The 26,431-nt window shown below is 66.3% G+C and carries 22 protein-coding genes, 1 tRNA gene and 1 pseudogene; 16 read left to right on the forward strand and 8 right to left on the reverse strand.

Annotated elements, in window-relative coordinates; genetic code table 11:
• Nucleotides 1-11: 11 nt before the first annotated feature.
• Together FFS35_RS17805 and hemC are read right to left on the reverse strand one after the other, a co-directional pair.
• Nucleotides 12-677, reverse strand: coding sequence for a uroporphyrinogen-III synthase (locus tag FFS35_RS17805; RefSeq protein WP_137788232.1), 666 nt, complete (start codon nt 675-677; stop codon nt 12-14).
• Nucleotides 677-1,576: a hydroxymethylbilane synthase gene (hemC, locus tag FFS35_RS17810; RefSeq protein WP_137788233.1), complete on the reverse strand. Its 900-nt coding sequence runs from the start codon at nt 1,574-1,576 to the stop codon at nt 677-679. The genes FFS35_RS17805 and hemC overlap by 1 nt, the downstream gene beginning before the upstream one ends.
• A 63-nt stretch (nt 1,577-1,639) precedes the next feature.
• Here hemC and tsaD point away from each other — a divergent pair, with 63 nt between their 5' ends.
• Genes tsaD through FFS35_RS17825 form a run of 3 tightly spaced genes read left to right on the forward strand, consistent with a single transcriptional unit; the run spans nt 1,640 to nt 4,166 of the window.
• A complete protein-coding gene (gene tsaD / locus FFS35_RS17815; protein ID WP_137788234.1) occupies nt 1,640-2,665 on the forward strand; it encodes a tRNA (adenosine(37)-N6)-threonylcarbamoyltransferase complex transferase subunit TsaD in 1,026 nt (341 codons plus the stop codon).
• Complete coding sequence (locus tag FFS35_RS17820) at nt 2,662-3,633, forward strand: NAD(P)H-dependent glycerol-3-phosphate dehydrogenase (RefSeq protein ID WP_137788235.1); 972 nt, start codon at nt 2,662-2,664, stop codon at nt 3,631-3,633. Before tsaD ends, FFS35_RS17820 begins: the two co-directional genes overlap by 4 nt.
• 2 nt (nt 3,634-3,635) lie before the next feature.
• Entirely contained in the window at nt 3,636-4,166 is a 531-nt protein-coding gene (locus FFS35_RS17825; protein ID WP_137788236.1) for a DUF1697 domain-containing protein, read from the forward strand.
• On the opposite strand, the gene FFS35_RS17830 is transcribed toward FFS35_RS17825, so the two are convergent.
• Nucleotides 4,163-4,315 carry a DUF1674 domain-containing protein gene (locus FFS35_RS17830; RefSeq protein WP_137788237.1) on the reverse strand — a complete coding sequence of 51 codons (153 nt, stop codon included), beginning with the start codon at nt 4,313-4,315 and terminating at the stop codon, nt 4,163-4,165. The genes FFS35_RS17825 and FFS35_RS17830 overlap by 4 nt on opposite strands.
• Before the next feature lie 31 nt (nt 4,316-4,346).
• On the opposite strand from FFS35_RS17830, the gene FFS35_RS17835 reads away from it, so the two are divergent.
• From FFS35_RS17835 to purH, 4 genes are all read left to right on the forward strand, one after another.
• Nucleotides 4,347-5,648 (forward strand): RsmB/NOP family class I SAM-dependent RNA methyltransferase, encoded by a 1,302-nt coding sequence (locus tag FFS35_RS17835; protein WP_249341731.1) that lies wholly within the window; start codon nt 4,347-4,349, stop codon nt 5,646-5,648.
• A gap of 69 nt (nt 5,649-5,717) precedes the next feature.
• Entirely contained in the window at nt 5,718-6,380 is a 663-nt protein-coding gene (gene rpe / locus FFS35_RS17840; protein WP_137788238.1) for a ribulose-phosphate 3-epimerase, read from the forward strand.
• Nucleotides 6,377-8,110 carry a heparinase II/III family protein gene (locus FFS35_RS17845; protein WP_137788239.1) on the forward strand — a complete coding sequence of 578 codons (1,734 nt, stop codon included), beginning with the start codon at nt 6,377-6,379 and terminating at the stop codon, nt 8,108-8,110. Before rpe ends, FFS35_RS17845 begins: the two co-directional genes overlap by 4 nt.
• A gap of 60 nt (nt 8,111-8,170) precedes the next feature.
• On the forward strand, nt 8,171-9,742 hold the full coding sequence (gene purH / locus FFS35_RS17850) for a bifunctional phosphoribosylaminoimidazolecarboxamide formyltransferase/IMP cyclohydrolase (RefSeq protein WP_137788240.1): 1,572 nt from the start codon (nt 8,171-8,173) through the stop codon (nt 9,740-9,742).
• 25 nt (nt 9,743-9,767) lie between these two features.
• Here purH and FFS35_RS17855 read toward each other — a convergent pair whose 3' ends face one another.
• The 4 genes from FFS35_RS17855 to nadB form a co-directional block, all read right to left on the reverse strand.
• The gene (locus FFS35_RS17855; protein WP_137788241.1) at nt 9,768-11,285 is read right to left on the reverse strand and encodes a lipopolysaccharide biosynthesis protein; all 1,518 of its coding nucleotides are present in this window, start codon (nt 11,283-11,285) and stop codon (nt 9,768-9,770) included.
• 28 nt (nt 11,286-11,313) lie between these two features.
• On the reverse strand, nt 11,314-14,079 hold the full coding sequence (gene polA / locus FFS35_RS17860; RefSeq protein WP_137788242.1) for a DNA polymerase I: 2,766 nt from the start codon (nt 14,077-14,079) through the stop codon (nt 11,314-11,316).
• 78 nt (nt 14,080-14,157) lie between these two features.
• The gene (locus tag FFS35_RS17865) at nt 14,158-15,168 is read right to left on the reverse strand and encodes a serine hydrolase (protein WP_349290337.1); all 1,011 of its coding nucleotides are present in this window, start codon (nt 15,166-15,168) and stop codon (nt 14,158-14,160) included.
• Nucleotides 15,169-15,412: 244 nt separating this feature from the next.
• Nucleotides 15,413-16,993 carry an L-aspartate oxidase gene (gene nadB / locus FFS35_RS17870; RefSeq protein WP_137788244.1) on the reverse strand — a complete coding sequence of 527 codons (1,581 nt, stop codon included), beginning with the start codon at nt 16,991-16,993 and terminating at the stop codon, nt 15,413-15,415.
• Between the two features lie 93 nt (nt 16,994-17,086).
• Here nadB and thiL point away from each other — a divergent pair, with 93 nt between their 5' ends.
• From thiL to FFS35_RS17915, 9 genes are all read left to right on the forward strand, one after another.
• Nucleotides 17,087-17,974 carry a thiamine-phosphate kinase gene (gene thiL, locus FFS35_RS17875; RefSeq protein WP_137788245.1) on the forward strand — a complete coding sequence of 296 codons (888 nt, stop codon included), beginning with the start codon at nt 17,087-17,089 and terminating at the stop codon, nt 17,972-17,974.
• Nucleotides 17,975-18,084: 110 nt separating this feature from the next.
• Nucleotides 18,085-20,247: a sodium-translocating pyrophosphatase gene (locus tag FFS35_RS17880; protein ID WP_137788246.1), complete on the forward strand. Its 2,163-nt coding sequence runs from the start codon at nt 18,085-18,087 to the stop codon at nt 20,245-20,247.
• 212 nt (nt 20,248-20,459) lie between these two features.
• The gene (locus tag FFS35_RS17885) at nt 20,460-23,360 is read left to right on the forward strand and encodes a TonB-dependent receptor (protein ID WP_349290338.1); all 2,901 of its coding nucleotides are present in this window, start codon (nt 20,460-20,462) and stop codon (nt 23,358-23,360) included.
• Nucleotides 23,361-23,531: 171 nt separating this feature from the next.
• On the forward strand, nt 23,532-23,777 hold the full coding sequence (infA, locus tag FFS35_RS17890) for a translation initiation factor IF-1 (RefSeq protein ID WP_026325702.1): 246 nt from the start codon (nt 23,532-23,534) through the stop codon (nt 23,775-23,777).
• 16 nt (nt 23,778-23,793) lie between these two features.
• The gene (locus FFS35_RS17895; protein WP_137788248.1) at nt 23,794-24,375 is read left to right on the forward strand and encodes a Maf family protein; all 582 of its coding nucleotides are present in this window, start codon (nt 23,794-23,796) and stop codon (nt 24,373-24,375) included.
• Entirely contained in the window at nt 24,368-25,288 is a 921-nt protein-coding gene (locus FFS35_RS17900) for a ribonuclease (RefSeq protein WP_137788249.1), read from the forward strand. The genes FFS35_RS17895 and FFS35_RS17900 overlap by 8 nt, the downstream gene beginning before the upstream one ends.
• Nucleotides 25,285-25,458, forward strand: coding sequence for a DNA gyrase inhibitor YacG (yacG, locus tag FFS35_RS17905; RefSeq protein ID WP_137788250.1), 174 nt, complete (start codon nt 25,285-25,287; stop codon nt 25,456-25,458). Before FFS35_RS17900 ends, yacG begins: the two co-directional genes overlap by 4 nt.
• Nucleotides 25,459-25,487: 29 nt before the next feature.
• A tRNA-Phe gene (locus FFS35_RS17910) sits at nt 25,488-25,563 on the forward strand.
• Between the two features lie 446 nt (nt 25,564-26,009).
• Nucleotides 26,010-26,195: a hypothetical protein gene (locus tag FFS35_RS17915; RefSeq protein WP_137788251.1), complete on the forward strand. Its 186-nt coding sequence runs from the start codon at nt 26,010-26,012 to the stop codon at nt 26,193-26,195.
• Nucleotides 26,196-26,214: 19 nt separating this feature from the next.
• Here the strand turns inward: FFS35_RS17915 and FFS35_RS17920 are convergent.
• Nucleotides 26,215-26,431 (reverse strand): annotated as a pseudogene (locus tag FFS35_RS17920) (RNA methyltransferase); the annotation flags it as partial.

The following is a 26,431-nucleotide window of genomic DNA, read 5'->3' on the forward strand; positions in this document are numbered from 1 at the left end:
CCGTCCCGGCCTCACGGGTCAATCGCGAGCTTGGCAGCAAGAGCGGTGAGCACCACATCGTCGGGACGCGGCGCGACGCCGATCGTGCCCCAGCCGCCGCCAACGGACTGGGCCACCGCCTCGCTAAGCGCGGCGATACGGACCTTATGACGCGGCACGGCATCACGATCGACGAGCGCGGCGAAATGCCGGGCGGCACGTGGCGAATGCAGCAGCGCCACCTGTCCACACGCCACCTCGAGCGCGCCGGGCGGCGGGTATAGCGCGTCGCTCCTATAAACGGTCATGCTGGTGACGCCCGGCAGGTCGATTCGATCGCGGCCGGCGAGATGCAGCAGGCGCGAAAAGCCGACCTGGTGCGCCCCTTCGACCGCTTCGCGACCGTCCGCGGCACCGGTGACCGCAACCTGAAATCCGGCGGCCCGCGCCGCTCGCGCGCTTCCCTCGCCGACGGCCACCACCGGCAGCGCGGTCAGTGCTTCCAGCCCGATCCCGCCGTGCCGCATCGCATTGGCGCTGGTGACGAGCAGCGCGTCGAATGTTTCGTTCAGCGGAGACCAGGCGACCGGCGCGATCACGAAAAGCGGGAATTCAAGGGCCGGTATGCCCAAAGCGGCGAGCCGGGCGATCGTCTGCCCGCCACCGGGCGCGGGGCGCACGACGATCGCGTTCCGCATCATCCACCGAACAGCTGAGTGATCGCGATCGGCGCCCGTGCCAGCAGATCGCGGGCCAGCGCGCCCGAGATATCCTCGCCCGGCGCGCCGCTTATCGTCCCGTCCACGGCATAGGCGCCTTCCTCCGAAAGAAGCTGCCCACGCAACGTGATGCGCGCCCCCTCGATCCGCGCCAGCGCGCCGACCGGGGAATGGCATCCCGCACCCAGCGCGGCAAGAAACGCGCGTTCGGTGAACACCGCCATGCTCGTATCGCGATCGTCGATCGCCGCGACGATCGCCACCGCCGGTGAGTTCGCGCGCACCTCGATCGCGATCGCGCCTTGCGAGGGCGCCGGCAACATCTCGCCAGCCGAGATAACCGTGCCAAGATCGTGCCGGCCCAGCCGGTCCAGCCCGGCGGCGGCGAGCAACGTCGCGTCAACCTCACCGGCGGCGAGCTTTTCCAGCCGCGTCGCGACATTGCCGCGAAACAGCACGATCTGCAGATCCGGCTTCAGATTGAGCAGCTGCGCGCGGCGGCGCGGCGAGCTGGTGCCCACCACCGCTCCCTTCGGCAGCGCCGCGATCGAATCCGCGCCGATCAGCCGGTCCCGCACATCGGCGCGCGGCAACATGGCGGCAATGACGATCTCTGGCGGCCGGATCGTTTCGACATCCTTGCCCGAATGAACACAGGCATCGACCTCCCCGGCGAGCAGCGCCCGATCGAGCTCCTTGGTCCACAACCCCTTGCCGCCGATCTCAGCCAGCGCGCGATCCTGCACCTTGTCGCCAGTGGTCCGCATGGGCACCAGCTCGACCGAAAGGCCCGGATGCACCGCGACGAGCGCGTCGCGCACCATCTCCGCCTGGGTGAGCGCAAGGGGGGACGCACGGGTGCCGAGCCGAAAGGTCATGCGCCCCGATGGCCGATGGCGCGCCCTTCGACAAGATCGCAGCGATTGGATAGAAGGCGGGACATGCTGATCCTTGGCCTTGAATCCTCCTGTGACGAGACCGCCGCCGCGCTGGTGAGCGACGGGCGACAGGTGCTCGCGCACCGGCTCGCCGGGCAGGAAGCCGCACATCGCCCCTATGGCGGGGTAGTCCCCGAAATCGCGGCGCGCGCGCATGTCGAGGCACTGGAGCCGCTGATCGAGGCTGCGCTGGCGGACGCCGGCATCACGCTCGATCAGGTGGACGCGATCGCCGCGACGGCAGGACCGGGGCTGATCGGCGGTGTGATGGTGGGCCTGGTCACCGGCAAGGCGCTGGCGCACGCGGTCGGCAAGCCGCTGGTCGCGGTCAATCATCTGGAAGGCCATGCACTCAGCCCGCGCTTGTCCGATCCCGATCTCGCTTTCCCTTACCTGCTGTTGCTCGCTTCAGGCGGGCATTGCCAGTTGCTGCTGGTGGAAGGTGTCGGACGCTATCGCAGGCTCGCCACCACGATCGACGATGCGGCCGGCGAAGCCTTCGACAAGACGGCCAAATTGCTTGGGCTGGGCTTTCCCGGCGGTCCGGCGGTGGAGCGCGCTGCCACGCTTGGCGATCCACGCTCGGTGCCGTTGCCCCGCCCGCTGCTCGGATCGGCAGAGCCGCACTTCTCCTTCGCAGGCCTCAAGAGCGCGGTGGCGCGCGCGGTCGGGCATCATGCGCCCGAGGATATCGCCGCCTCGTTCCAGCAGGCGGTAGTGGACTGCCTGATCGACCGCACGGGCCGCGCACTCGATCGCACCGGCGGCGCGACGGCGCTGGTCGTGGCCGGCGGCGTCGCGGCGAATGGCGCTGTACGCGGCGCGCTGGAGAAACTGGCGGCGGCGCGCGGGCTGCGTTTCGTCGCCCCACCGCTGTGGCTGTGCACCGATAACGCGGCCATGATCGCCTGGGCGGGGGTCGAGCGGTTCGCGGCAGGCCTCACCGATCCCCTCGACACGCCGGCGCGCGCGCGCTGGGCGCTCGATCCCACGGCAGAGGCAGTCCGGGGCGCGGGAGTAAAGGCATGAGGATCGGCGTGCTCGGTGGCGGCGCCTGGGGCACCGCGCTCGCACAGGTGGCGGCGCGCGGCGGCGACGTGATGCTGTGGGCGCGCGAACCGGAGGTGGTTTTGGCGATCAACGCCAGCCACACCAACCCCTTGTTCCTGCCCGGCGTCCCGCTCTCTCCGGCGATCCGCGCGACCGAAGCGCTCGCCGATCTGGCGGGCATGGATGCGCTGCTGGTGGTTGCCCCCGCTCAACACGTCGGCCGCGTGCTCGCCGACACACCCGTGGGCGCCACCCCGCTGGTGATGTGCGCCAAGGGAATCGAGGCGGGCTCGCGGCGGCTGGTGGGCGAGGTCGCGCAGGCCGCGCATCCCCGCGCGCCGATCGCGGTGCTCTCCGGCCCCACGTTCGCGCATGAGGTGGCCGCCGGGCTGCCCACCGCCGTCACGCTGGCATGCGAGGATGCGGCGCTGCAGGCGCGGCTGGCGGAGCGGCTGGCCGGCCCGGGCTTCCGCCCCTATGCCTCGAGCGACGTGATCGGCGCGGAGATCGGCGGCGCGGTGAAGAACGTCCTCGCCATCGCCTGCGGGGTGGTGGAGGGCGCCGGGCTGGGGCAGAACGCCCGCGCCGCGCTGATCGCGCGCGGCTTCGCCGAAATGACCCGCTTCGGCCTCGCGCGCGGCGCGCGGGGCGAAACGCTGGCGGGCCTTTCGGGGCTGGGCGATCTGGTGCTTACCTGTTCATCGACCAGCTCGCGGAATTTCTCGCTCGGGCTAGGTCTCGGGCGCGGCGAGAAGGCCGCGGACCTGCTCGCGGACCGTCGCACGGTGGCGGAAGGCGCGTTCACCGCCCCGGTGTTGGCAGAGGCAGCGCGTGAGGCGGGGGTTGATATGCCGATCGTGACAGCGGTGCGCCAGCTGCTCGACGGTGCCGACGTGCGCGCCGTAACGCGCGACCTGCTCGCCCGCCCGCTGCGCGACGAGGCCTGACGATGCGCTGGGCGGCGCTGCTCAAGAGCATCAACGCCGGCAAGAAGGTGGCGATGGCCGAGCTGCGCGATTTCCTGCGTGCCGAGGGGATGGGCGATGTCGCCACGCTGCTCGCCTCCGGCAACGCGCTGTTCGACAGCGACGAGAAGGATGCGGCAACGCTGGAACATCACCTGCGTGCCGCCGCGCGCGACAGGCTGGGCCTCGATACCGAATGGTTCCTGCGCGATCATCCCGCGCTGGCATCGATCGTCGCCGCAAACCCCTTCGTCGAAGAGTCGCGCATCCGGCCGAACCATGTGCAGGTGTTCTTCCTTCACGAGCCGCTCGCCCCGGCGCTGCTCGATACGCTGGCGACCATTCACGAAGGGCCGGAACGCCTGCACGCTATCGACCGCGCGCTGTTCGTCGATTACCCGGTGGATATCGGCAATTCGAAACTGCCCCAGGCGATGGCCAGAGCAAAATTCCCGAAGGCGGCAACCGCACGTAACTGGAACACGATTCTCAAGCTGGTCGAACTGACCGCCTAGAAATCGACCGCGATCCCTTTCAGCTCCCAATCACCATAACGCGTCGGATCGCGATCGGCGGGGCCAGGCTGCGCGGGTGCCGGCTTGGGCACCGGGCTGTTCGGCGACAGATAGGCCGGCGGCTTTACATGGGCTGGGCGTTTCGACATTGCTCTTCCGATCGGGCTGCCAAGCCGCCACATGGGCGTGATGACAACCCGCGCCAAGCCCCATATCGCCCGATCCAGCACCGCAGAGCCGCTCGGCACCAAGACGCGTCGCGCAGCAATGCGTCTGCTCGACGCGGTGTTGCGGCGGGGCGAGGCGCTGGAAGCGGCGTTTCCCGCCGCGACACGCGACGTTCTGTCGCCGCCCGATCGCGGCCTCGCCCATGCGATCGCTGCCGAAACGTTGCGGCGGCTGCCCGATCTCGACGCGTTGATCGATTCCGCCACCCAGCAGCGGCTGCCCGACGACGCCAAGGCCCGGATGGCGCTGCGCATCGCGCTTGCCCAGACACTGGCGCTCGGCACGCCGCCGCACGCCGCGATCGCGACCGTGCTGCCATTGGTCGATGGCGGCCCCCGTCGACTGGTTCATGGCGTGTTCGGAACGCTGGCGCGGCGCGGCGCGACATTGCCGGAAATTCCGACGCTGCCAAACCCGGTCGCCGAGCGCTGGCGCGCCGCCTGGGGTGATGAAATGGTCTCCGCCGCCGCGCGCGCGCTGGCGGTGCGGCCGCCGCTCGATCTGACCCTGCGAGACCCTGCATGGGCGGGACTGGAGGGGGAGAGCTTTGCGCCAGCGCACCTGCGTCTGACGGACCCCGACCCCGTGCCGGACCTGGCCGGGTTCACGGAAGGTGCCTGGTGGGTGCAGGATCTCGCAGCCTCAATCCCGGCGCGACTGATTGGCACGGGCACCGGCCACGCGCTCGATCTGTGCGCCGCGCCAGGGGGCAAGACGCTCCAGCTCGCCGCAGCCGGCTGGCAGGTGACGGCGGTGGACGCCTCCAAAAGTCGCGCCGCGCGACTCAGCGAGAATCTCGCCCGTGTCGGACTGAAGGCCGAAACGGTGATCGCGGACGTGCTGCAATGGGCACCCGACACTACGGCCGACGCCGTCCTGATCGACGCACCGTGCAGCGCCACCGGCATTTTCCGCCGCCACCCGGACGTGCTCTACCGTGCCCACGCGGGCGTAATCGCGGAAACGGCGGCGCTGCAACAGCTCATCCTGAAACGTGCGGCGGACTGGGTGCGGCCCGGCGGCACGCTGGTGTACGCCACCTGCTCGCTGGAGCCTGAGGAGGGCGAGGAGCAAATCGCGCGGCTGCTGGCCGAACGCGGCGATTTTGCCGTCATGCCGCCAATTGACGGTGAACTGCCCGAGGGAATCGCCGCACAGGCCGACGGGTTCGTCCGTACCCTTCCCGGAACCGTCGAGGCGAAGGGTGGCTGCGACGGCTTTTTCGTCGCGCGGCTGCGACGCGCTTCCGCCTGAGCGAATCGCACGTTAAGGCTGCCTCGCACTCGCCAGCCCGGCGGGGATTCGATGCAGCAGCGGAGCACCATGACCAAGCCAGTCCGTATCGCCCCCTCCATTCTTTCCGCCGATTTTGCAAAACTGGGCGAAGAGGTGCGCGCGATCGACGCCGCCGGTGCGGACTGGATTCACGTGGACGTGATGGACGGCCATTTCGTGCCGAACATCACGATCGGCCCGGCGGTGGTGAAGGCGCTGCGCCCGCACACGACCAAGCCGTTCGACGTCCACCTGATGATCTCCCCGGTCGACGTCTATCTCGATGCCTTCGCGGAAGCCGGGGCAGACACGATCACCGTCCATCCTGAGGCCGGCCCGCACGTCCACCGCACCGTCCAGCACATCAAGAGCCTGGGCAAACGTGCCGGCGTTGTGCTGAACCCCGCGACGCCGATCGATATCCTCGACTATCTGCTCGACATGATCGATCTGGTGCTGGTGATGAGCGTCAACCCCGGCTTTGGCGGACAGAGCTTCATCGATAGCCAGTTGCGCAAGATCACCGCGATCCGCGCGCTGATCGACGCCAGCGGCCGGGACATCGATCTGGAAGTGGATGGCGGAATCGACCAGCGCACCGCGCGGCTGGCGATCGATGCCGGCGCCGACGCGCTGGTCGCCGGCACGGCCACTTTTCGAGGTGGCCCCGATGCCTATGCCGCCAATATCCGGGCGCTGCGGGGCGAATGAACGATCAGAGCGGCGGTCCCGACGCCGACGGGATCGAGCAGGGCAAGCGGCTGGTTCGATCAGGTGGTGACCGTGGCCTGTCGCTCGCCGAGCGCCTGTCGCAAACGCTGGATCGGCTGACGTGGCGCACCCCGATCCACTCCTTTCGCCTGAAGGGCCGCTATCCGCTGAAGCTGATCGCGGTGCCCGACGATCCGCTGTTCGGCGATGCGGCGCGCGGGCAGGCGCTGCTCGAGGGCGAGATCACGTGGCGCGGCGACGTACGCGCGATCCCGGCAGTCGATTTTCGCAATCTCGATGTCACACCGGGTTTTGCCGATTATATCCAGTCCTTCGCCTGGCTGCGAGATCTCTCTTCGGTGGCGACACGGGCGAAAGGCGCACCCATCGCAGAGGGCCTGATGGCGCGTTGGCTCTCCGCCCACGCCGAGAAGGTCTCGGGAACGGCATGGCGACCCGATATCTGGGGCTGGCGCATTCTTTTCTGGACGACGCACGCGCCGCTGATCCTTTCATCCACCGACCTCGTCTATCGTTCGAAGGTGTTGAACACGCTCGCCCGCGGCGCGCGGCATCTGGAGCGCGGCGCGGACAAGACGCCACCCGGCCCTAAGAGGATCGCCGCCTGGTGCGGGCTGATTGCCGCGGGCCTGCTGATACCCGGCGGCGATCCGCGCCGGCTGGCTGGCGAAGCGGGGCTGGCGCGCGCGCTCGGCACCGCGCTGTTCGAGGATGGCGGCGCGGTTAATCGCGCACCGGATGCGCTGCTGGAGATCGCGACGCTGCTCGCAATGCTGCGCGAATGCTATGCCGCGCGCCGGATGGAACTGCCCGACGCGGCGGAGGCGGCGCTGGCACGCTTGATCCCGGCGCTGCTGGGCGTCTGCCACGCCGATCGCGCGCTCGCTAGCTGGCAGGGCGGCGGCCCGATTCCGGCCGAGCGCGTGGCGCAGGTGATCGAGGCGACCGGTGTGCGCGCCCGGCCGCTGAAGCAGGCCCGCGAATGGGGGTATCAGCGGCTTACCGGGGGCAGTGCGGTGCTCATCATGGATGCGGCGCCCCCGCCGATCGCGCGGGTCGTGGAAGGCGGCTGTGCCTCCACGCTGGCGTTCGAGCTATCGGATGGCGCGGCGCGGCTGATCGTCAATTGCGGTGGCGGCCGCGCCGCGTCGTCCCGCCTGCCGCGCGAACTGGTCGACGGCCTGCGCACCACCGCGGCGCACTCGACGCTGACGCTCGAGGATTCGAATTCCACCGCGACCCTGGCCGATGGCAGCCTGGGAAAGGGCGTGGCCGAAGTCGAGCTTTCCCGACAGGAATCCGACGGCGCGGGGCGGATCGAGGCGAGCCATGACGGCTATGTGCGCCGCTTCGGCTTCCTCCACCGCCGCCAGCTCGTGCTGACGAGTGACGGCCGCGAATTGCGCGGGGAAGATTCGCTGCTCCCCAAGGGCCGGCGGCGGCGGGCCGGCAGCACGCCGTTCGCGATCCGCTTCCACCTTGGGCGCGGCGTGGAGGCATCTCCCACCGCCGATGGCCTCGCGGCGGTGTTGCGCGTTCCGGGCGGCGCGCTGTGGCAATTCCGCGTGCGCGGCGATGCGCTCGCGATCGAGGAAAGCCTGTGGATCGATGCCGAAGGCCGGCCGGTTGCGACGCAACAGCTCGTCATCACCGGCTCAGCGGATGCTGGTGGCGCCAGCGTGAGCTGGGCGCTGAAGCGCGCGCGCTAGCGTTTGCGGGCATCCCCTTCTAAGAGGCCGCGCGAGTCCTCCCAGCTTCGCAAGGCCGATATGACCACGATCCCGATCAAGCGCGCGCTTCTCTCCGTTTCGGACAAGACGGGAGTGGTCGATCTCGCTCGAGCGCTGGCGGAGCGGGGTGTCGAGCTCGTCTCGACCGGCGGAACGGCCAAGGCGTTGCGCGATGCGGGGCTTACCGTGCGCGACGTTTCGGACGTCACCGGCTTCCCGGAGATGATGGACGGCCGCGTCAAGACGCTGCACCCCATGATCCACGGCGGGTTGCTTGCCGTGCGCGACGATGCCGCGCACCTGGCCGCGATGGCAGAGCATGAGATCGGGGCGATCGATCTGGTGGTGGTGAACCTGTATCCATTCGCGCAGACCGTCGCGAAGGGTGCGGGGCGCGACGAGGTCATCGAGAATATCGATATCGGCGGCCCATCGATGGTGCGATCCGCCGCCAAGAACCATGCCTATGTCGCAATCGTCACCGATCCGGCCGACTATGAGATCGTCGCCAGTGGCGAAACAAATCTTGAGGAACGCAAGCGTCTCGCCGCCAAGGCATTCGCCGCCACCGCCACCTATGACGCCATGATCGCGAGCTGGTTCGGCTTGGCCGATCAGGGGCAGCAATTTCCCGCGACACTTCCGTTCGTGCTCCAGCACCCGACTGTGCTGCGCTACGGCGAGAACCCGCATCAGCAAGCGGCGTTCTACAACCATGCCGGCCCCGCGACGCCCGGCATCGGCCAGGCGCGACAGGTGCAGGGCAAGGAGCTGAGCTACAACAACCTCAACGACGCTGACGCCGCGCTGGAGCTCGTCACCGAGTTCCGTGAAGCTGGGCCGACCTGCGTGATCGTCAAACACGCCAATCCATGCGGCGTGGCAAGCGGGGCATCCCTGGCCGAAGCCTATGAGGCGGCCTTTGCGTGTGACACGGTTTCCGCATTCGGTGGGATCATCGCGCTCAATCGCACCCTCGACGCTGCCACCGCGAAGGCGATCACCGGCATCTTCACCGAAGTAGTCGTCGCACCCGATGCAGACGCGGAGGCGATCGCGCTGTTCGCGGCAAAGAAGAACCTGCGCCTGCTGCTGACGGGCGCTTTGCCGGATCCTGCGCGCGGCGGGATGACCGCCAAGTCGATCGCCGGCGGCTGGCTGGTCCAGTCGCGCGATAACGGGGTTCTGACCGACGAGATGCTCAAGGTGGTGACGAAGCGCCAGCCCACGCCGCAGGAACTGGCCGACTGTCGCTTCGCCTGGACAGTCGCCAAGCACGTCAAGTCGAACGCGATCGTCTATGCCAAGGACGGCAGCACGGCGGGCGTGGGGGCGGGCCAGATGAACCGGCTCGAATCCGCCCGAATCGCCGCCTGGAAAGCGAAGGACGCCGCAGAGAAGGCTGGCTGGGCGGCTCCGCGCACGATCGGCTCGGCGGTCGCGTCGGACGCTTTCTTCCCCTTCGCCGATGGCCTGCTCGCGGCGGTCGAGGCCGGGGCTACGGCGGTGATCCAGCCGGGTGGCTCGATCCGTGATGCGGAAGTGATCGCCGCGGCGGACGAAGCGGGGCTGGCGATGATCTTCACCGGGATGCGCCACTTCCGGCATTGATGCAGGCTCGCGGCGCGCGCCTAGCCTAGCCGGTGATCGCTCCGGCGCTGGTCAGCGTCGTATCCTCGACGTGCGGCTTCTTGCTGAACAGCGCGCGATCCGCCGCGCCGAATGCCCAGCGCCACAGAACGAATAGATAGACGGCGGCGATCGCGGGAATGCCGAATATGAGTTCGGCCCATTCGAAGCGATGCGGCAGCAACGTGAAGAGCCCGCCGATCGCCCCCGCCGCGATCGCCGCCCATAGCAGCGGCCAGCGCAGTGGCGAGACGGAGCTATGCAGCAGTCGGCTCAGCACACGCGCCTTGATAATCGAGGTGAGGGCAAGGCTCAGCATCAGCGCAACCGCCGGGCCCGCTGCCTGGAAAGCCGGCGGCCAGCCAAGTGCGCGCATCGCGAAAATCAGCGCGAAGCTCAGCAGCACCTGCGACGTGAGCATCACTGCCGAAATCACCAGATTGCGATGCCGCGCCATATAGACGAGCGCGGATTCACACACCGCCCCGGTGGAAGCGAGCACCTCCGCCGTCAGCAAGAAGGCCAGCGCGGCCGTGCCCGCCACGAATTGCGGGCCGACAATCCCCATCACCGCTTCGCCGGGGATCGAGCCCATCAGCGCCAGCCCGCCCTGCGCGGCGATGATCCAGAACGCAACCTGGCGTACCTGTTCGGCAATCGCGGCGCGGTTGTCGCTGGCAAGATTGCGGGTGATGACCGGCCCAAGGATTGGATCGAAGGAGGTCTTCAGCTTCTGCGGCAGCGACGCGACCTGCTGCGCCATGTAATAGATGCCGACGATCTTCGGCGCGAACAGCAGACCCAGGATGAAGCGATCGACATTGCGCGTGCCCCATTCCAGCGCGTCTGCTCCGGCGAGCGGTACGTTGCGCCGCGCCAGCGCGAATAGCTCGGAAAGATGCGGGGACCAGCCCCGTGGCAAGCCATAGCTGCGGATGAATGGCACGAGGCTCGCCGTCAGCGCCGCCACCATCGAAGAGACATACGCGAGCACCAGCCCGTCACGCGTGGTGAAGAACGAAAATATCCACGCCGCGATCGAGATCGTCCACGGCTCCACCACTGCTCGCGCCGTCACCGTCGCGCGCACGTTCAGCCGATAGGCCAAAGCCGCGAGGCTGATATCAGACCAGGCGACCGCGAGAATGATGAGCGGCAGATAGCGATCCAGCCCCGCGATATAACTGTTGGGGTACATGACCTCAGGAAAAATCCACAGCACCGCGCTCGCGGACAGGCTCAGGATGCCGCCGAGCACCATCGCGTCCCACACGACGTGGACATGCGGTCGCTCGGTCGTCGCCAGCGCCTGCGCCAGCCCGCGTTTCAGGCCCAGCGTGGAGACCAGCGCGGCAAGCTCCACCACCACGACGGCGATCGCGAAACGCCCGACGAGATCAGGCCCATAGAGCCGCCCGGCGATGAACAGGAACGGGATGCGCGCCATCAGCCGCAGGATGAACCCGGCGACGTTGGTGCGCCCGCCCTTGGCGAGGGTCGCGATATCCTGCGATGGCCCGCTCATCGCCGGCGCTCCCGACGCCCGCGATAGTTCAATGCGCTGCCCCCCAGCTTTCGCCGACACCGATTTCCACCGCGAGCGGCACGTCCAGCTTTACCACCGGCTCGGCGGCGGTGGCCATCACATGCTCGATCACCGGGCGGGCGCGCGCCACTTCCGTTTCGGGAAGCTCGAACACCAGTTCATCATGCACCTGGAGCAGCATCCGTGTGCCCGTCAGCCCCGCCTCGGCCAGCGCCGGCTCCATGCGCGCCATCGCGCGCTTGATGATATCGGCGGACGAGCCCTGTATCGGCGCGTTGATCGCCGCACGCTCCGCCCCCTGCCGCTCGTGCTGGACCTTGGATCTGATACGCGGGAAATGCGTCTTGCGACCGAACAGCGTTTCGGTAAAGCCGCGTTCGCGCACCTGTGTCAGCGTTTCCGCGATATAGCGATTGATCCCCGGGAAGCGCTCGAAATAACGATCGATCATCGCCTGCGCCTCGTCCGACGAGACGTCCAGCCGCCCTGCAAGACCCCAGCGGCTGATGCCGTAGAGGATCGCGAAATTGATCGTCTTGGCGCGACCGCGCGTGTCGCGATTGACCTCGCCGAACAGTTCCTGCGCGGTGAGCGAGTGGATGTCGTCACCACGCGCGAAGGCATCCTTCAGCGCCGGCACGTCCGCCATGTGCGCGGCGAGGCGCAGTTCGATCTGCGAATAATCGGCTGCCAGGATCACGTTGCCCGTCTCCGCGACAAAGGCATCGCGAATCTGGCGACCGGTTTCGGTGCGGATCGGGATGTTCTGAAGATTGGGATCGGTCGACGAAAGCCGCCCGGTCTGCGCCCCGGTCAGACTGTAACTGGTGTGGACGCGGCCGGTGACGGGGTTGATCTGCTCCTGCAGCGTATCGGTATAGGTGTTCTTGAGCTTGGTAAGCTGCCGCCAGTCGAGCACCCGCGCCGCCATCTCCGCACCGGGCGAATCCTTGTCGGCAGCGATCCGCTCCAGCTCGGTCACGTCGGTCGAATACACGCCGGACTTGCCCTTGCGGCCGCCCTTGATCCCCATCCGCTCGAACAACACGTCGCCCAATTGCTTGGGGCTGCCGATCGTGAACGGCGCACCGGCGATGCCGTGGATCGCCGATTCCAGCGCCGCGATCTCGGTATCGAATCCGCGGCTGAGCTGCGCCAGACGCTCCCGGTCTACCTTGATCCCGCGCCGCTCCATTCGCGAGACCACTGACACAAGCGGCCGATCAACCATCTCGTAGACGCGCGTCGCACCCTCCACCGGCAGCCGCGCGCGGAAACGACGCCACAGCCGCAAGGTCACGTCCGCATCCTCGGCCGCGTAGCGGGTCGCGGTTTTCAGATCGACTTCGTTGAAGACCAGCTGCTTCTTCCCCGTGCCGACCACCTCCTTGTAGGCGATACAGCTGTGCGACAGGTGCGTAGCCGCCAGTTCGTCCATGCCATGTCCATGCAGCCCGGCGTCGAGATCGAAGCTCATCACAATCGAATCATCGTAGGGCGCAACATCGACGCCCAACCGCGCGAGCACGATCATATCATATTTCAGATTATGCCCGATCTTGAGCACGCCGGCGTCGATGAGCAGCGGCCGAAGCTTCGCCAGCGCCACTTCGCGATCAATCTGCGCCGGCTTTTCCGCAAACATGTCGCTGCCGCCATGCGCCAGCGGGATGTAGCACGCGCGATTGGGCGCGAGCGCCAGACTGATCCCAACCAGCTCCGCCAGCATCGGATCTTTCGCCGTCGTTTCGGTATCGATCGCCACAAAGCCCTGATGACGCGCTTCCGCGATCCACCGATCGAGCGCCGCTTCGTCGGCCACCGTTTCGTAGCCGTCGTGGTCGCACGGCGGATCATCCTCGTGCGTTATCAGGGCCGAGGGCGCGGGCGCGGGCTGCGGCGTGTCCGCGACCTGCCCCAGCTTGGCGAGCAGCGACTTGAAGCCGTGATGCTCCAGGAACGCGCGCAACGGTGCTTCCGGTATGCCGTTCAGCACCATTTCGTCGAGCGGCTGCGGCAACGGCACGTCGCTCGCCAGCTCCACCAACCGACGGCTGAGCCGCGCCATCTCGGCGTGTTCGATGAGATTATCGCGCAGCTTGCCGGCCTTCATCCCCGGCGCGGCGGCGAGAACCGCCTCGACGTCGCCGTGCTCGAGAATCAGTTTGGCGGCAGTTTTCGGGCCGATGCCCGGAACGCCGGGTACATTGTCCACGCTGTCGCCCATCAGCGCCAGCACCTCGCCAAGCTTGTCGGGGCCGACCCCGAATTTCTCAACCACCGCTTCCGGCCCCATCCGCCGGTCACGCATGGTATCGAGCATATCGATCCCCGGCTCGGTAAGGAGCTGCATCAGATCCTTGTCGGAACTGATAATCGTCACCTCCCAGCCCTGCGCCAGCGCCGCCTTGGCATAAGAAGCGATCAGATCGTCCGCCTCCCACCCCTTCTCCTCGATGCACGGTAGCGAGAAGGCCCGCGTCGCATCGCGGATCATCGGGAATTGCGGGACGAGGTCTTCCGGCGCGGGCGGCCGATGTGCCTTGTACTGATCGTACATCTCGTTCCGGAAGGTCTGCTCGGATGCGTCGAGGATCACCGCCAGATGCGTCGGGCCATCGGCTTCGTGCAGCTCTTTCGCGAGCTTCCACAGCATCGTGGTGTAACCATATACCGCGCCCGCCGGCTCCCCATGCTGATTGGTTAGCTTCGGCAGGACGTGATAGGCGCGGAAGATATAGCCCGAGCCATCGACGAGATAGAGATGCGGCATCGCGGCGGAATAGCCCGGATCGCGCGGCGGACCAATCCCGCTTGTTGCATCGGCGCGATCAGTCGTTGAAACGGAAGATCAGCTGCCCGGCGCGTCCTCGTCGCTCGCAGCCAGCGCCTGATTGACGCGCGAGCCTGTGAGCGCTCCTGCGGCGGCCTGGATAAGCTGCTGGCGATCGCGCATCGGCCGCATCGTATCGCCGATCATCACCGCAATCGCGTAACGCCGGCCATCAGGCGCGGTAAGCAACCCGACATCGTTGAACCCGGCATTGCGGCGACCAAGCTCCTGCCCGGTTCCCGTCTTGTGCTGCAACGACCAGCCCGGCGGCAGCGCCGCCTTCAGCCGCGCCCGCCCGGTGACGGTGGAACCCATCGTGGCAAGCAGGAAGCGCGTCGACGTTTCCGACAACAATTCTCCACGCGCGAGGCGCGACAGCGCATCGGCAATGGCGAGCGGCGCAGCGCCATCGGGCGGATCGGTGATATAGGCTTCGAGCGCTGCGGCGCGCACCTCCGGCGCAAGCCGCGAGCGCGCGATCTCGAAGCTGTTGCCGAGCGAATAGCTTTGCTGCCACGTCAGGCCGGCGGTTCGCGACTGGAGCAACCGCTCACCCGGGCCGAAACGGATATCGCCAAGCTGCTTGCGCTCGATGAACGAGCGCACCGCCGCCGGCCCGCCCACCAGCGTCAGCAGCCGGTCGTTGGCGGTATTGTCGCTCTGTGTGAGCGCGCGGGTCAACAAGGCCGATACCGTCGTCTGATAGCCGCCCGGCTTCACCAGGGACGCGATCGGCTGATGAAACAACGTGAGATCCGCCGGATAGATCGTCACCGGATCGTCGAGCCGAAGGCGCCCGCTATCCCGCTGGTCGAGCACCGTCATCGCAACCCACAGCTTGCTTACGCTCTGCTGCGGCATACGGCGGCGACCGCCGCTCTCGACCGTCCAGCCCTCGTCAACCGCGCGGATCGCAACGCCCGCGATGCCGGGGAAGCTGCGCACCAGCGCATCCACACGAGCGACCAGTTCGCGCGGCGCGTCGTTACGCGGGCGCGAGAGGACCCGCGGAACCGGGAGCGAGATCACATAGGCCGGCGCACCGACGTACGTAGACGAGGGAGCTGCCGCTGATGTGCCGGGCCGCGAGCCGGACCCGCACGCGACCAGCGCGAACGTGCCCAAACCAACAATCAGCCAACGAACACGCAAAGCGATCATACCAGCAGAATGCCCACCCCGACCCGAAAATCAGGTTAAACCCGATCGAGGCCGCGAAAGAAAACAGCGGCTTGGCACAATCGCGATGAACCGCGCCTGATCCGCGACAGATTCATGGAACGAGAATCGTGTCGGCGGCCCTGGGCATTTTTTCAGGCCAATCGGTGTTGTAATGCAGCCCGCGGCTTTCGTGGCGCTGCAGCGCCGATCGGACGATCAGATCAGCCGTCTGGAGCAGGTTGCGCAGCTCGATCAGATCGGGCGTCACCCGGAAGTGGCCATAATAGTCGCCCACCTCTTCGGTCAGCAGCTTTATCCGGTGCGCGGCGCGCTCCAGCCGCTTGGTGGTGCGCACGATGCCGACGTAATTCCACATGAACCGCCGGATCTCCGTCCAGTTCTGCTTGATGACGACTTCCTCGTCGGAATCGGTGACACGGCTCTCGTCCCACGCGCGGATCGGCGGCACAGCGGCGAAGACCTCCCAATTGGCCGCGATATGCTTCGCCGCCGCCTCGCCGAACACGAAACATTCCAAGAGCGAATTTGAGGCCAGCCGGTTCGCGCCGTGCAGCCCGGATTGGGTACACTCTCCCGCCGCATAGAGATTGGGAAGATCCGTTCGCCCATCACGATCGATCACGATCCCGCCGCAGGTGTAATGCTGCGCCGGCACCACCGGGATCGGCTGCGTCGTCATGTCGATACCGAGCCCGAGCAGCTTCTCGTAGATGTTCGGAAAATGCCCGCGCACGAAATCGGCCGGCATATGGCTGATGTCGAGATGGACGTAATCGAGCCCAAGGCGCTTGATCTCGTGATCGATCGCCCGCGCCACGATATCGCGCGGCGCCAGCTCCGCCCGGGGATCGAAATCGGGCATGAAACGGTGGCCGGTATCGGGGATCTTGAGCTGCCCGCCCTCACCGCGCACCGCCTCGGTAATCAGAAAATTCTTCACCTCCAGATTGTAGAGGCAGGTCGGATGGAATTGCATGAATTCCATGTTCGAGATCCGACAGCCCGCGCGCCACGCCATCGCGATCCCATCTCCCGTCGCGCCACGCGGCGCGGTGGAGAAAAGATAGGTGCGCCCCGCCCCGCCCGTCGCGAGGATCGTCGCGCGCGCGGTGAACAGATTTACCCGTCCCGTGCGGCGATCGACGGCGTAGACACCCCACACATTGCCCGCACCGGAATAGCGTTCCTCATGCCTGCTGGTGGCGAGATCGATCGCTACCTGATCGGGGACGAGCGTGATGTTCGGATGCTTCTCGGCCGCGCGTTGCAGCGCCTCCTGCACGGCCCAGCCGGTCGCATCGGCGACATGGACGATGCGGCGGTGCGAATGCCCCCCTTCCCGCGTCAGATGGAGCGCGTCGCCCTCGGTGGCGAAGGGCACGCCCAACGCCTGTAGCCGGTGGATAGCGGCCGGGGCATTTTCCACCACGAATTCCACGGTCGCACGGTCGTTCAGGCCCGCGCCGGCGATCATCGTGTCCTCGATATGGCTTTCGAACGTGTCGCCTGGCTCCAGCACTGCCGCGATCCCGCCCTGCGCCCAGGCGGTCGAGCCCTCGTTGAGCGCCCCCTTCGCCAGCACCGTCACCTTGAAGCGATCGGCAAGATTGAGCGCCGCGGTGAGGCCGGCGGCGCCGGAACCGACGATAAGGACGTCACTGGTGCTGGTCATGCGCGCGTTGTTGCACGAAAGTTGCGCCGCGCGACAATCACAATCTGCCCGCGGCTTTGCGCCCAGTGATGCGAGACCGTATAGCGCGACGCCATGATCGAGGCGGAATTCATCGCAGCACTGCGCCGGCTGCCTCTGCATCCGGGCGCTTTGGGCCTGGCGGATGATGCTGCGCGGCTTGGCGCGTTCGTCATCACGACCGACACGTTGGTGGAGGGGGTGCATTTCCTACCGTTGGATCCGCCCGAGGATGTCGCGTGGAAGCTCGTCGCCACCAATCTCTCCGATCTAGCCGCCAAGGGCGCGCGGCCCGAAGGCGTCCTGCTCAACTATCCGCTGGGCGATGACCGCTGGGATCGCGCCTTTGTCGCGGGGCTGGCGGCGGCGCTGGCCGCGTTCGATTGCCCGCTGATCGGCGGAGATACGGTATCGCTACCGGAAGGCTCCGCCCGTGTACTGACTTTAACCGCATTCGGCGCTGACGCCATGGCGCCGGCACGTAGCGGCGCGCTACCCGGCGACGCCCTGTGGGTAACTGGAACGATCGGCGATGCCGGTGCGGGCCTTGCCATCGCGCGCGGCAGCGCCGGATCTGACGCGCTGCTCGCCGCCTATCGCCGGCCCCGGCCGCGCATCGCGGAAGGGCGCCTGCTCGCGCCGTTGGTTCATGCGATGATGGACGTATCGGACGGGTTGTTGATCGACGCATGGCGAATGGCGGCGGCGAGCGGCTGCGCCGTGATGATCGATCTCGCACGTGTGCCGCTATCCGCCGACTATCGCGCGACCGGCGCGGACGCGTTGGCCGCCGCGACCGCCGGGGACGATTACCAGCTCCTGTTCGCCGCGGCGCCGGACATACCGATCCCCGTTCCAGCGACCTGCATCGGCGCGTTCCGCGAGGGCAAAGGGCTGGCGCTCATGGATGGCGATCGCGTGGCGCCCCTCCCGGCGCGGCTCGGATTCGAACACCGCGCCTGACGCGCGGCGGGTTGCGCGCGCGCAACTCGACCTATACGCCTTCGTCATCCGTGTTACGAAAAAGGGCAACAGCCCCCGAGTGCGGAAACGAAATTAGGGGAAGGAATGCGATGACGACAGTCCATATCGCCATCCTCTGCGGCTTGTTGGCCGTGGTCTATGGCTTCGTTACCAGCCAGCAGGTGCTGCGCGCCTCGCCAGGCAATGAACGAATGCAGGATATCGCGGCCGCCATTCAGGAAGGCGCGAAAGCCTATCTCTCGCGGCAATATACCACCATCGCCATCGTCGGCGTGATCGTGGCCGTGATACTGGCCGCGACACTCGGTCTAACCTCCACGATCGGTTTCGTTATCGGGGCGATCCTGTCCGGCGTGGCCGGCTTCGTCGGCATGAACATCTCGGTGCGCGCCAACGTGCGCACGGCCGAAGCCGCGCGCGGATCGTTGCAGGGCGGCTTGACGATGGCGTTCCGCTCGGGCGCCGTTACCGGCATGCTCGTCGCGGGGCTGGGGCTGCTCGCGATCGCTACTTTCTTCTGGTATCTCACCGGCCCGGGCGGCCATGCGCCAAATGATCGGGTGATCGTCGAGGCGCTTACCGCACTGGCATTCGGCGCGTCACTCATCTCGATCTTCGCCCGGCTCGGCGGCGGCATCTTTACCAAGGCGGCGGACGTCGGGGCAGACCTCGTCGGAAAAGTCGAGGCCGGCATTCCCGAGGATGACCCCCGCAACCCGGCGGTGATCGCCGATAACGTCGGCGACAACGTCGGCGATTGCGCGGGGATGGCCGCCGACCTGTTCGAGACCTATGTGGTGACGCTCGGCGTCACGATGGTGTCGATCGCGCTGCTGATCCACGCAGATGCGGCTGATCTGATGAAGCTTATGACGTTGCCGCTCATCGTCGGCGGCGTTTGCATCATCACCTCGATCATCGGCACTTACATGGTGCGGCTGGGCGGCGGCTCCATCATGGGCGCGCTGTACAAGGGCTTTGGCACCTCGGCGCTACTGTCGATCCCGGCAATCTGGCTCGCCACCAAATATACGCTCGGCGACATGAACGCGGTGATTGGCGCGCCGGGCTTCCTCGATCAAACCGGCGATGCGCTGGGCAGCGATCCGGTGGCCCCGGTGGTCACCGGCATGGGCTTTACCGGAATGGATCTGTTCTGGTGCATGATGATCGGCCTTGCGGTGACGGCGCTGATCGTTTGGATCACCGAATATTACACGGGCACCAACTATCGGCCTGTCAAGTCGATCGCCAAGGCATCGGAAACGGGCCACGGCACCAATGTGATCCAGGGCCTGGCGATCAGCCTGGAGGCGACCGCGCTGCCGACGCTGGTGATCGTGATCGCGGTGATCGCGGCATACAAACTTGCGGGCGTCATCGGCATCGCTTTCTCGGCAACGTCGATGCTGGCGCTTGCCGGCATGGTGGTGGCGCTCGACGCTTACGGGCCGGTCACCGACAATGCCGGCGGCATCGCCGAGATGGCAGGGTTGCCTGATGATGTGCGTCACAGGACCGACGCGCTCGACGCGGTCGGCAACACCACCAAGGCGGTAACCAAGGGCTATGCGATCGGCTCGGCGGGGCTTGCCGCGCTGGTGTTGTTCGGCGCTTACACCACGGATCTGCAGACCTACTTCCCCGATACGCAGGTCGATTTCAGCCTCTCCAACCCCTATGTGATCGTCGGGCTGCTGCTGGGGGCGCTGCTCCCCTATCTGTTCGGCGCCTTCGGGATGACCGCGGTGGGCCGCGCGGCCGGTGCGGTGGTCGAGGAGGTGCGCGACCAATTCCGCAACAATCCGGGCATCATGGAGGGGACGAGCCGGCCGAATTACGGCCGCACCGTCGATCTCGTCACCCGCGCGGCGATCCGCGAGATGATCGTGCCATCGCTGTTGCCGGTGCTGTCACCGATAGCCCTCTATTTCATCGTCTCACGCGTCGAGAATCAGGCCGCGGGCTTCGCCGCGCTTGGCGCGATGCTGCTCGGCGTGATCGTCTCCGGCCTTTTCGTCGCCCTCTCGATGACTTCTGGGGGTGGCGCATGGGACAATGCCAAGAAATATATCGAGGACGGGCATCACGGTGGCAAGGGATCGGAGGCGCACAAGGCCGCCATCACCGGTGACACCGTGGGCGATCCCTATAAGGACACCGCCGGCCCCGCCGTGAACCCCATGATCAAGATCACGAATATCGTTGCCCTGCTGCTGCTCGCGGCACTTGCCGGGCATGTCGGCGGGTAAACACCCTGGCATTCCCTGAAAAACGCTGCCCCGCGCCTGGAAACAGGCGCGGGGTTTTCGTTTTCATGTTGCCCGATTGCCACGCCACGGCGCAAATCACGCCTTGACGCCGCGCGCGCGCTTGCACCTGCCGTCCAACAATTGTCACACTCCCGTCACGATCCGATCAGCCCGCAGAGGCGCGGACGACAACAGGGGACATCAAGATGCGAATGACGAAGTCGTCCGTTCAGGCGGGAATCGCGCTTATCGCCATTTCCTCCGCACTCGCCAGCGCGCCGGCCTGCGCCCAGGCCGCGCCTGATCCTGCCGCCAGCCCCGAAATCACCCAGGGCGACGTGATCGTGACAGGCTCGCGCATCCGCCGCGATCCGCTCGACCAGCCTCAGCCGGTGGTAACGATCGATCAGTCCGCGATCGCCAAGACCGGCCTGTCTTCGCTCGCCGACGTGCTCCAGCGTCTGCCGTCCTCGTCAGGCGGCCTCAATTCCAAGTTCAACAACTCCGGCAATCTCGGCAATCCGCCGGATGGCGGTGGCGTTGGCGCCGGCTCGGCCGCGATTGACCTGCGCTATCTCGGCGCCAAGCGCACGCTCGTGCTGGTGGACGGCATGCGTTACGTGAACGGCGCCTCCGCCAGCGGGATTCCCGGAACGGTCGATCTGAATTCGATCCCCGACGTGATGATCGAGCGTGTCGAAGTGCTGGAGAGCGCTGCATCCGCGCTGTACGGTTCGGATGCGATCGCGGGCGTGGTGAATATCATCACGCGATCGAACCAGAAGGGGTTCAGGGCGAGCGCGCAATATGGCCAGTATCTGAGCTACAATGATGGCGCGACGCAAAACTATCAGTTGAGCTGGGGCGGCGGCGGCCCATCGACCCACATGGACGCCGGAATCTTCTACACGAAACAGGATTCGGTCAGCGCGCGCAACCGCTCGATCTCGCAATTCCCGAACCCCGGCCAGACGAGCTGTACCGATCCGATCGGCGGCTGCTCGAGCGGCGCGGTGAACGGCCGTATCGTGTTCAACCAGGGCGATCCGTCGCTGCCCGCTGGCGGCAGCATCACGCCGCGCAACCCACCTCTTAACGGCCGCGGCGTCTATGACCCGACGCTTGTGGGCGGCGATTTCCGCGCCTTCACCACCGCCGACCGCTTCAATTTCGCGCCGTACAATTATTTCCTGACGCCGAATGAGCGTTATGGCGGCTTCTTCAATGGCCGCGCGGAATTCTCCGATGCACTCAATCTGAGGATCAAGGCGATCTACAATCGCCGCAATTCGCAGAATCAGGCAGCCTTTCTGCCGCTGTTCGTCGGGCCCGACGCGGGCAACGGCAATCTGCTCGACACGATCTCCATCGATGCCACCAATCCCTATAATCCGTTCGGCATCACGCTGAATTCGGGCACCAATGGCCAACCGGCGACCTATTCGTTCATCGGCCGTCGCGTGGTCGAGAACGGGCAGCGCACTTACACGCAAACCGTTGACACGATGTCGTTCACTGCGACGCTGGATGGCAAATTCAAGCTTTTCGGACGCAACTGGTATTGGGACGCGAACGCCGAGTTCGGCTTTAACGACGCCAAGCAGCTTTTCACCGGCAATATCAACGCGGCGAAGCTGGCGCAGGCGCTCGGCCCGGTCAGCCAGTGCACCGGCGCGTGCGTGCCGTTCAACATCTTTGGCGGCGCCGGCTCGATTACGCCGCAGATGCTGGCATTCGTGGCTTTCGACGAGCATTCGCGCAGCCAGCAGGAATTGCAGGATTACACCCTCAACGTCTCGGGTGAGTTGTTCGACCTGCCCGGCGGCCCGGTGGGCATCGCGCTCGGCTATGAGCATCGCTATCAGGAAGGCAGCTTCACGCCCGATCCAGTGATCCAGGCCGGTCTTGGCTCGGATATCCCGGCGCAGGCCGCACGCGGCAGCTATATGATCGACGAATTTTATGGCGAGTTGCGCCTGCCGCTGCTCAAGGATGTGCCGTTCTTTCATTCGCTGGAGGTGAATGGCGCGGTGCGGCACTCGAACTATTCAACCTTCGGCGGCAATACGACGCTATCGGGCGGCGTGCTGTGGAAGCCGGTGGCCGATTTCCTGCTGCGCGGCAGCTATGCCGAGAGCCTGCGCGCGCCGACGATCGGCGAACTGTACGGCGCCAAATCACGGTTCGATCAGCCGCTCAACGATCCGTGCACCAGCGCCGCCGGCGGCCAGTTCCAGAGCAACGCTTCTGTGCGAGCGAACTGCATCGCAAATGGAGTGCCGGCAAACGGCAGCTACGCCGAACCGCAGGGCGGCCAGCTCCCGGTGCTGACCGGCGGCAATCTTGCATTGAGGCCGGAAACCGCGCGCACTTTCCTGTTCGGGGGTGTTTACAGCCCGGCCTGGGCTCGTTCGGGCTTCGCGCAGGCGCTGAGCCTCGAGGTCAATTACTATGACATCAAGGTAAACGGCTCGATCTCGTCGATCCCGGCGGGCACTTTGCTCGATCGGTGCGCGCTGACCGGGGATGCGCTGTCGTGCGCAGCGGTGCAGCGCACTAGCAATGGCTTCATTTCGGCGATCAACGGCGTGTTGCTCAACACCGGCGGGATCCGAACGCGCGGCATCGATGCTACGCTGACGCTGCGTACGCGTGAGGGTTCTGCCGGCACGTTCGGGTTGAGTGTCAGCGGAAATTACCTGCTGAAATATTCTGAGACGCTGCCCGCCACCAATGGCTCGACGACGATCAATTATGTCGGCACGGAGCGCGGAAGCCCCGATCAGGCCTATCCGCGCTTCAAGGGGCAGGCGACGATTGACTGGTCGCTTGGCCCCGTGGGCGCAGCATTCACGGGTCGCTATATCGGCAGCGTATACGAGCAGATCGACAGCACGACGCGCAATACGCTTGGCAGCCGTTTCTACGGCGACGTGCAATTCCGGCTCAGCCCGGGCTGGGTCGACAACAAGATTGCTCTGACGCTCGGCGTCAACAACGTCTTCGATCAGGGACCGCCGGCATGCTTCACGTGCAGCCTGAACAATTATGATCCCACCACCTATGACGTGCCCGGCCGCTTCGGCTATGTCCGGTTGAGCTACGGCTTCTGATCCGTTGTGAAAGGGGCGTTCGCCGAGGCGGGCGCCCTTTTTGCAGATGGCGGGCGAGCAAGGCTTGCGGTTTCCCGCGTCCGCGGCGGCCTCGGAGCGGCGCGATGCTTCCCAAACTCCGCGCTTTCCGTTAAGGGCGCTCGCGCATTCCCAGCACGGAAAGATTTTTGTTTGGCGAAAGAAGAACTCCTCGAGATGCGCGGCCAGGTGGTCGAGCTGCTGCCCAACGCGATGTTCCGCGTAAGGCTTGAGAACGATCACGAAATCCTCGGCCACACTGCCGGCAAGATGCGCAAGAACCGCATTCGTGTGCTGGTCGGAGACGAGGTGCTCGTTGAACTGACTCCTTATGACCTCACCAAAGGGCGCATCACCTATCGCTTCATGCCCGGCCGCGGCGGCCCCGGCCCGCAATAACGCGCCGGACGGGCTGATGCCCTCCGCTCCACAATTAGTGCTCGCATCCGCCTCGCCCCGGCGGCGCGATCTGCTGGCGCGCATCGGCGTGACGCCGGCGCGCATTATCGCGCCCGAAATCGATGAAACTCCGCTCAAAGGCGAGCCCCCGCGCGACTATGTTCGCCGCGTCGCCGCCGGAAAGGCAAAAGCGATCGAGCGCGCACCATATGAGGTGATCCTCAGCGCGGACACGACGATCGCGGTCGGCCAGCGCATCCTCGGCAAGCCACATGATGAGGCTGAACTGCGGTGGATGCTCGCACTGCTCGCCGGTCGACGCCACCATTGCCTCTCCGCCGTAGCGGTGATCGATACCGATGGACGACTACGCGAGCGTCTTTCGGACACGCTCGTGGTGTTCAAGCCGCTCTCCACCGCCGAGATCGACGCCTATGTCGCGGCAGGCGAGGGCATGGGCAAGGCTGGCGGCTACGCGATTCAAGGCCATGCCGAGACGTGGGTGCGCCGCCTCAACGGCTCACATTCCGGGGTAGTCGGGCTTCCGCTGTATGAGACGGCGGCACTGCTGCGCACGGCGGGCATCGCTCTTGGCTGAATGGCTGTTCGAGCACGGCATCGGCGAGGCGCGCGCCGCGCTGGTGGCAGACGGGCGCATCGTTCGCGCACGGATCGCGCTTGATGACCGCAGCCCGAAGCTGGGTGCGGTATATACGGCCCAGCTCGTTGAGCCTGGCGAGGTGCGGCTCTCCGACGGTGGCGTCGCGACGTTGATGCGCGCGCCGGCGGCGCTGACCCTCGGCGCACGCTTCAACGTCGAAGTGGTTCGTGAGGCGCTGCCCGAACCCGGGCGCCTGAAACCACCGCGCGTCGTGGTGACCGATCAGATCCCGCAGCCCGCACCCAGCCTGCGCGATACTCTCGACGGGCCAGTACGAACGCTTCGCGCGCACGAACCCGATGCGCTCGAAGCGGCCGGCTGGTCCGAAGTGCTCGAAGAGGCGCTGACGGGAGATATCAGCTTTCCAGGCGGAGCATTGCGCATGACGCCAACGCCCGCGATGACCCTGTTCGACGTCGATGGCGACGGGCCACTGGATGCACTTGCCGAACGAGCAGCGGCGGCTGTGGCGCTCGCGATCGTGCGGCACGACGTTGGCGGCTCGATCGGCGTGGATTTCCCGACGATCATGGGCAAGGAAGCGCGCCACCGCGTCGCGGCTGCGATCGATGCCGGTTTGCCGCAGCCGTTCGAGCGGACCGCAATGAACGGCTTCGGCTTCTTGCAGATCGTGCGCCCGCGTCCGCGCGCTTCGTTGCCGGAACTGCTAAGGGCCGATCCAATTGCCGCCGCTGCGCGAGCGACGCTCCGTCAGATTGAGCGCACCCCGCCAGGCGCGCCGAACAATCACCGCTTGCCACCGGCCATCAGCGCGCGAATCGGATCGCGCGACGATTGGCTGAATGAGCTGGCGCGCCGCACTGGTCGAAAGCCGATTTTGGAACAATGAACAGTAACAAATGCCCGATCTGCCGCCGCCCGACGGACCCGGTCAATGCGCCATTCTGCGGCCGCGGCTGTAAGGATCGTGACCTCCTGCAATGGCTTGGCGAAGGCTATCGCCTTCCTGGGCCGCCGGTGGATCCAAACGGGCTGGACAGCGGCAAAGACGCCGACTAGAGAGCGCGGCTCCGGCGTTCGTCGGGTTTGCCCAGGTAGCTCAGTTGGTAGAGCATGCGACTGAAAATCGCAGTGTCGGCGGTTCGATCCCGTCCCTGGGCACCATCCTCTCGCAAGCGGCCCAGAAGAACCTGGGAAAGCGTCACGCCGTTGATCTGTGATCCGGTACAAGCCAGTGACAAAAAGGTCGTGCGGAAATCGCCGGACTGGATTCGCGAAGGTCCGAAATTGGTCCTGCTGATGTGTTCGCTGTGCTTACTCAGCCTCGCCTATCACTCGAGACTTGGAAGAATGGGGAGGCCGAGTTCGAGGGAGGTGCGGTGGTTCGATCTGCTGGGCGCATTGCGCAGACTTCGAGACATCTCAAGCCATGATCGACGCGCGTACAGCTTACGCGCCTATCTGTCTGTCCCTCGGCGCCGAGCGGCGGCCGACCAGATATCGAAACAAGACCGACGGCAACAAACACTTACGCCGCGCAACCTTGTCGTTGCCCGCTCCACCAAACCGCTATACGCTTCAGTTTCCGAGCCGGGAGCGAGGAGTAGAATATGCTGAAGGCCGCTTTCATTGCCTTGTCGCTGGCATCGCTCGCGACGGTTCCCGCTTATGCAGCCCCGTGCAAGGATGCGAAGGGCAAGTTCGTGAAATGCCCGCCCGCCAAGCCGGTGAAGTGCAAGACCGCCAATGGTAAGTTCGCAAAGTGCGGCTCGCCCGGCGCAAAGCCGATAAAGTAAGCGCGCGAGGCGCGGTCGCCTAGCCGCGCTTCGCTTTCGCCCCTGCCAGTGCGGATAGCACACCGCGCAACGTGCGCACCTCGTGACTCGACCAGCCCGGCTTGGTTAGCAAGGTACGCAACGTGCGCTTGGTTGTCCGCGTGCGATCGGGAGGGAAGAAGAAATGCGCTTCCTCCAGCATCCGGTCGAGCTGGCCGATCATCCCCTCCAGCTCCTCGTGCGGGGCGGGGGGGGCG

Origin of the sequence: Sphingomonas sp. 3P27F8 (assembly GCF_005502745.1) — a bacterium.
GTDB lineage: Bacteria > Pseudomonadota > Alphaproteobacteria > Sphingomonadales > Sphingomonadaceae > Sphingomonas.

Bases quoted from the DNA above. Each gene is read 5' to 3' on its own strand.
- FFS35_RS17805 (WP_137788232.1), bottom strand. From the start codon at position 677: ATGCGGAACGCGATCGTCGTGCGCCCCGCGCCCGGTGGCGGGCAGACG.
- hemC (WP_137788233.1), bottom strand. From the start codon at position 1,576: ATGACCTTTCGGCTCGGCACCCGTGCGTCCCCCCTTGCGCTCACCCAG.
- tsaD (WP_137788234.1), top strand. From the start codon at position 1,640: ATGCTGATCCTTGGCCTTGAATCCTCCTGTGACGAGACCGCCGCCGCG.
- FFS35_RS17820 (WP_137788235.1), top strand. From the start codon at position 2,662: ATGAGGATCGGCGTGCTCGGTGGCGGCGCCTGGGGCACCGCGCTCGCA.
- FFS35_RS17825 (WP_137788236.1), top strand. From the start codon at position 3,636: ATGCGCTGGGCGGCGCTGCTCAAGAGCATCAACGCCGGCAAGAAGGTG.
- FFS35_RS17830 (WP_137788237.1), bottom strand. From the start codon at position 4,315: ATGTCGAAACGCCCAGCCCATGTAAAGCCGCCGGCCTATCTGTCGCCG.
- FFS35_RS17835 (WP_249341731.1), top strand. From the start codon at position 4,347: ATGGGCGTGATGACAACCCGCGCCAAGCCCCATATCGCCCGATCCAGC.
- rpe (WP_137788238.1), top strand. From the start codon at position 5,718: ATGACCAAGCCAGTCCGTATCGCCCCCTCCATTCTTTCCGCCGATTTT.
- FFS35_RS17845 (WP_137788239.1), top strand. From the start codon at position 6,377: ATGAACGATCAGAGCGGCGGTCCCGACGCCGACGGGATCGAGCAGGGC.
- purH (WP_137788240.1), top strand. From the start codon at position 8,171: ATGACCACGATCCCGATCAAGCGCGCGCTTCTCTCCGTTTCGGACAAG.
- FFS35_RS17855 (WP_137788241.1), bottom strand. From the start codon at position 11,285: ATGAGCGGGCCATCGCAGGATATCGCGACCCTCGCCAAGGGCGGGCGC.
- polA (WP_137788242.1), bottom strand. From the start codon at position 14,079: ATGCCGCATCTCTATCTCGTCGATGGCTCGGGCTATATCTTCCGCGCC.
- nadB (WP_137788244.1), bottom strand. From the start codon at position 16,993: ATGACCAGCACCAGTGACGTCCTTATCGTCGGTTCCGGCGCCGCCGGC.
- thiL (WP_137788245.1), top strand. From the start codon at position 17,087: ATGATCGAGGCGGAATTCATCGCAGCACTGCGCCGGCTGCCTCTGCAT.
- FFS35_RS17880 (WP_137788246.1), top strand. From the start codon at position 18,085: ATGACGACAGTCCATATCGCCATCCTCTGCGGCTTGTTGGCCGTGGTC.
- FFS35_RS17885 (WP_349290338.1), top strand. From the start codon at position 20,460: ATGACGAAGTCGTCCGTTCAGGCGGGAATCGCGCTTATCGCCATTTCC.
- FFS35_RS17895 (WP_137788248.1), top strand. From the start codon at position 23,794: ATGCCCTCCGCTCCACAATTAGTGCTCGCATCCGCCTCGCCCCGGCGG.
- yacG (WP_137788250.1), top strand. From the start codon at position 25,285: ATGAACAGTAACAAATGCCCGATCTGCCGCCGCCCGACGGACCCGGTC.
- FFS35_RS17915 (WP_137788251.1), top strand. From the start codon at position 26,010: ATGCTGAAGGCCGCTTTCATTGCCTTGTCGCTGGCATCGCTCGCGACG.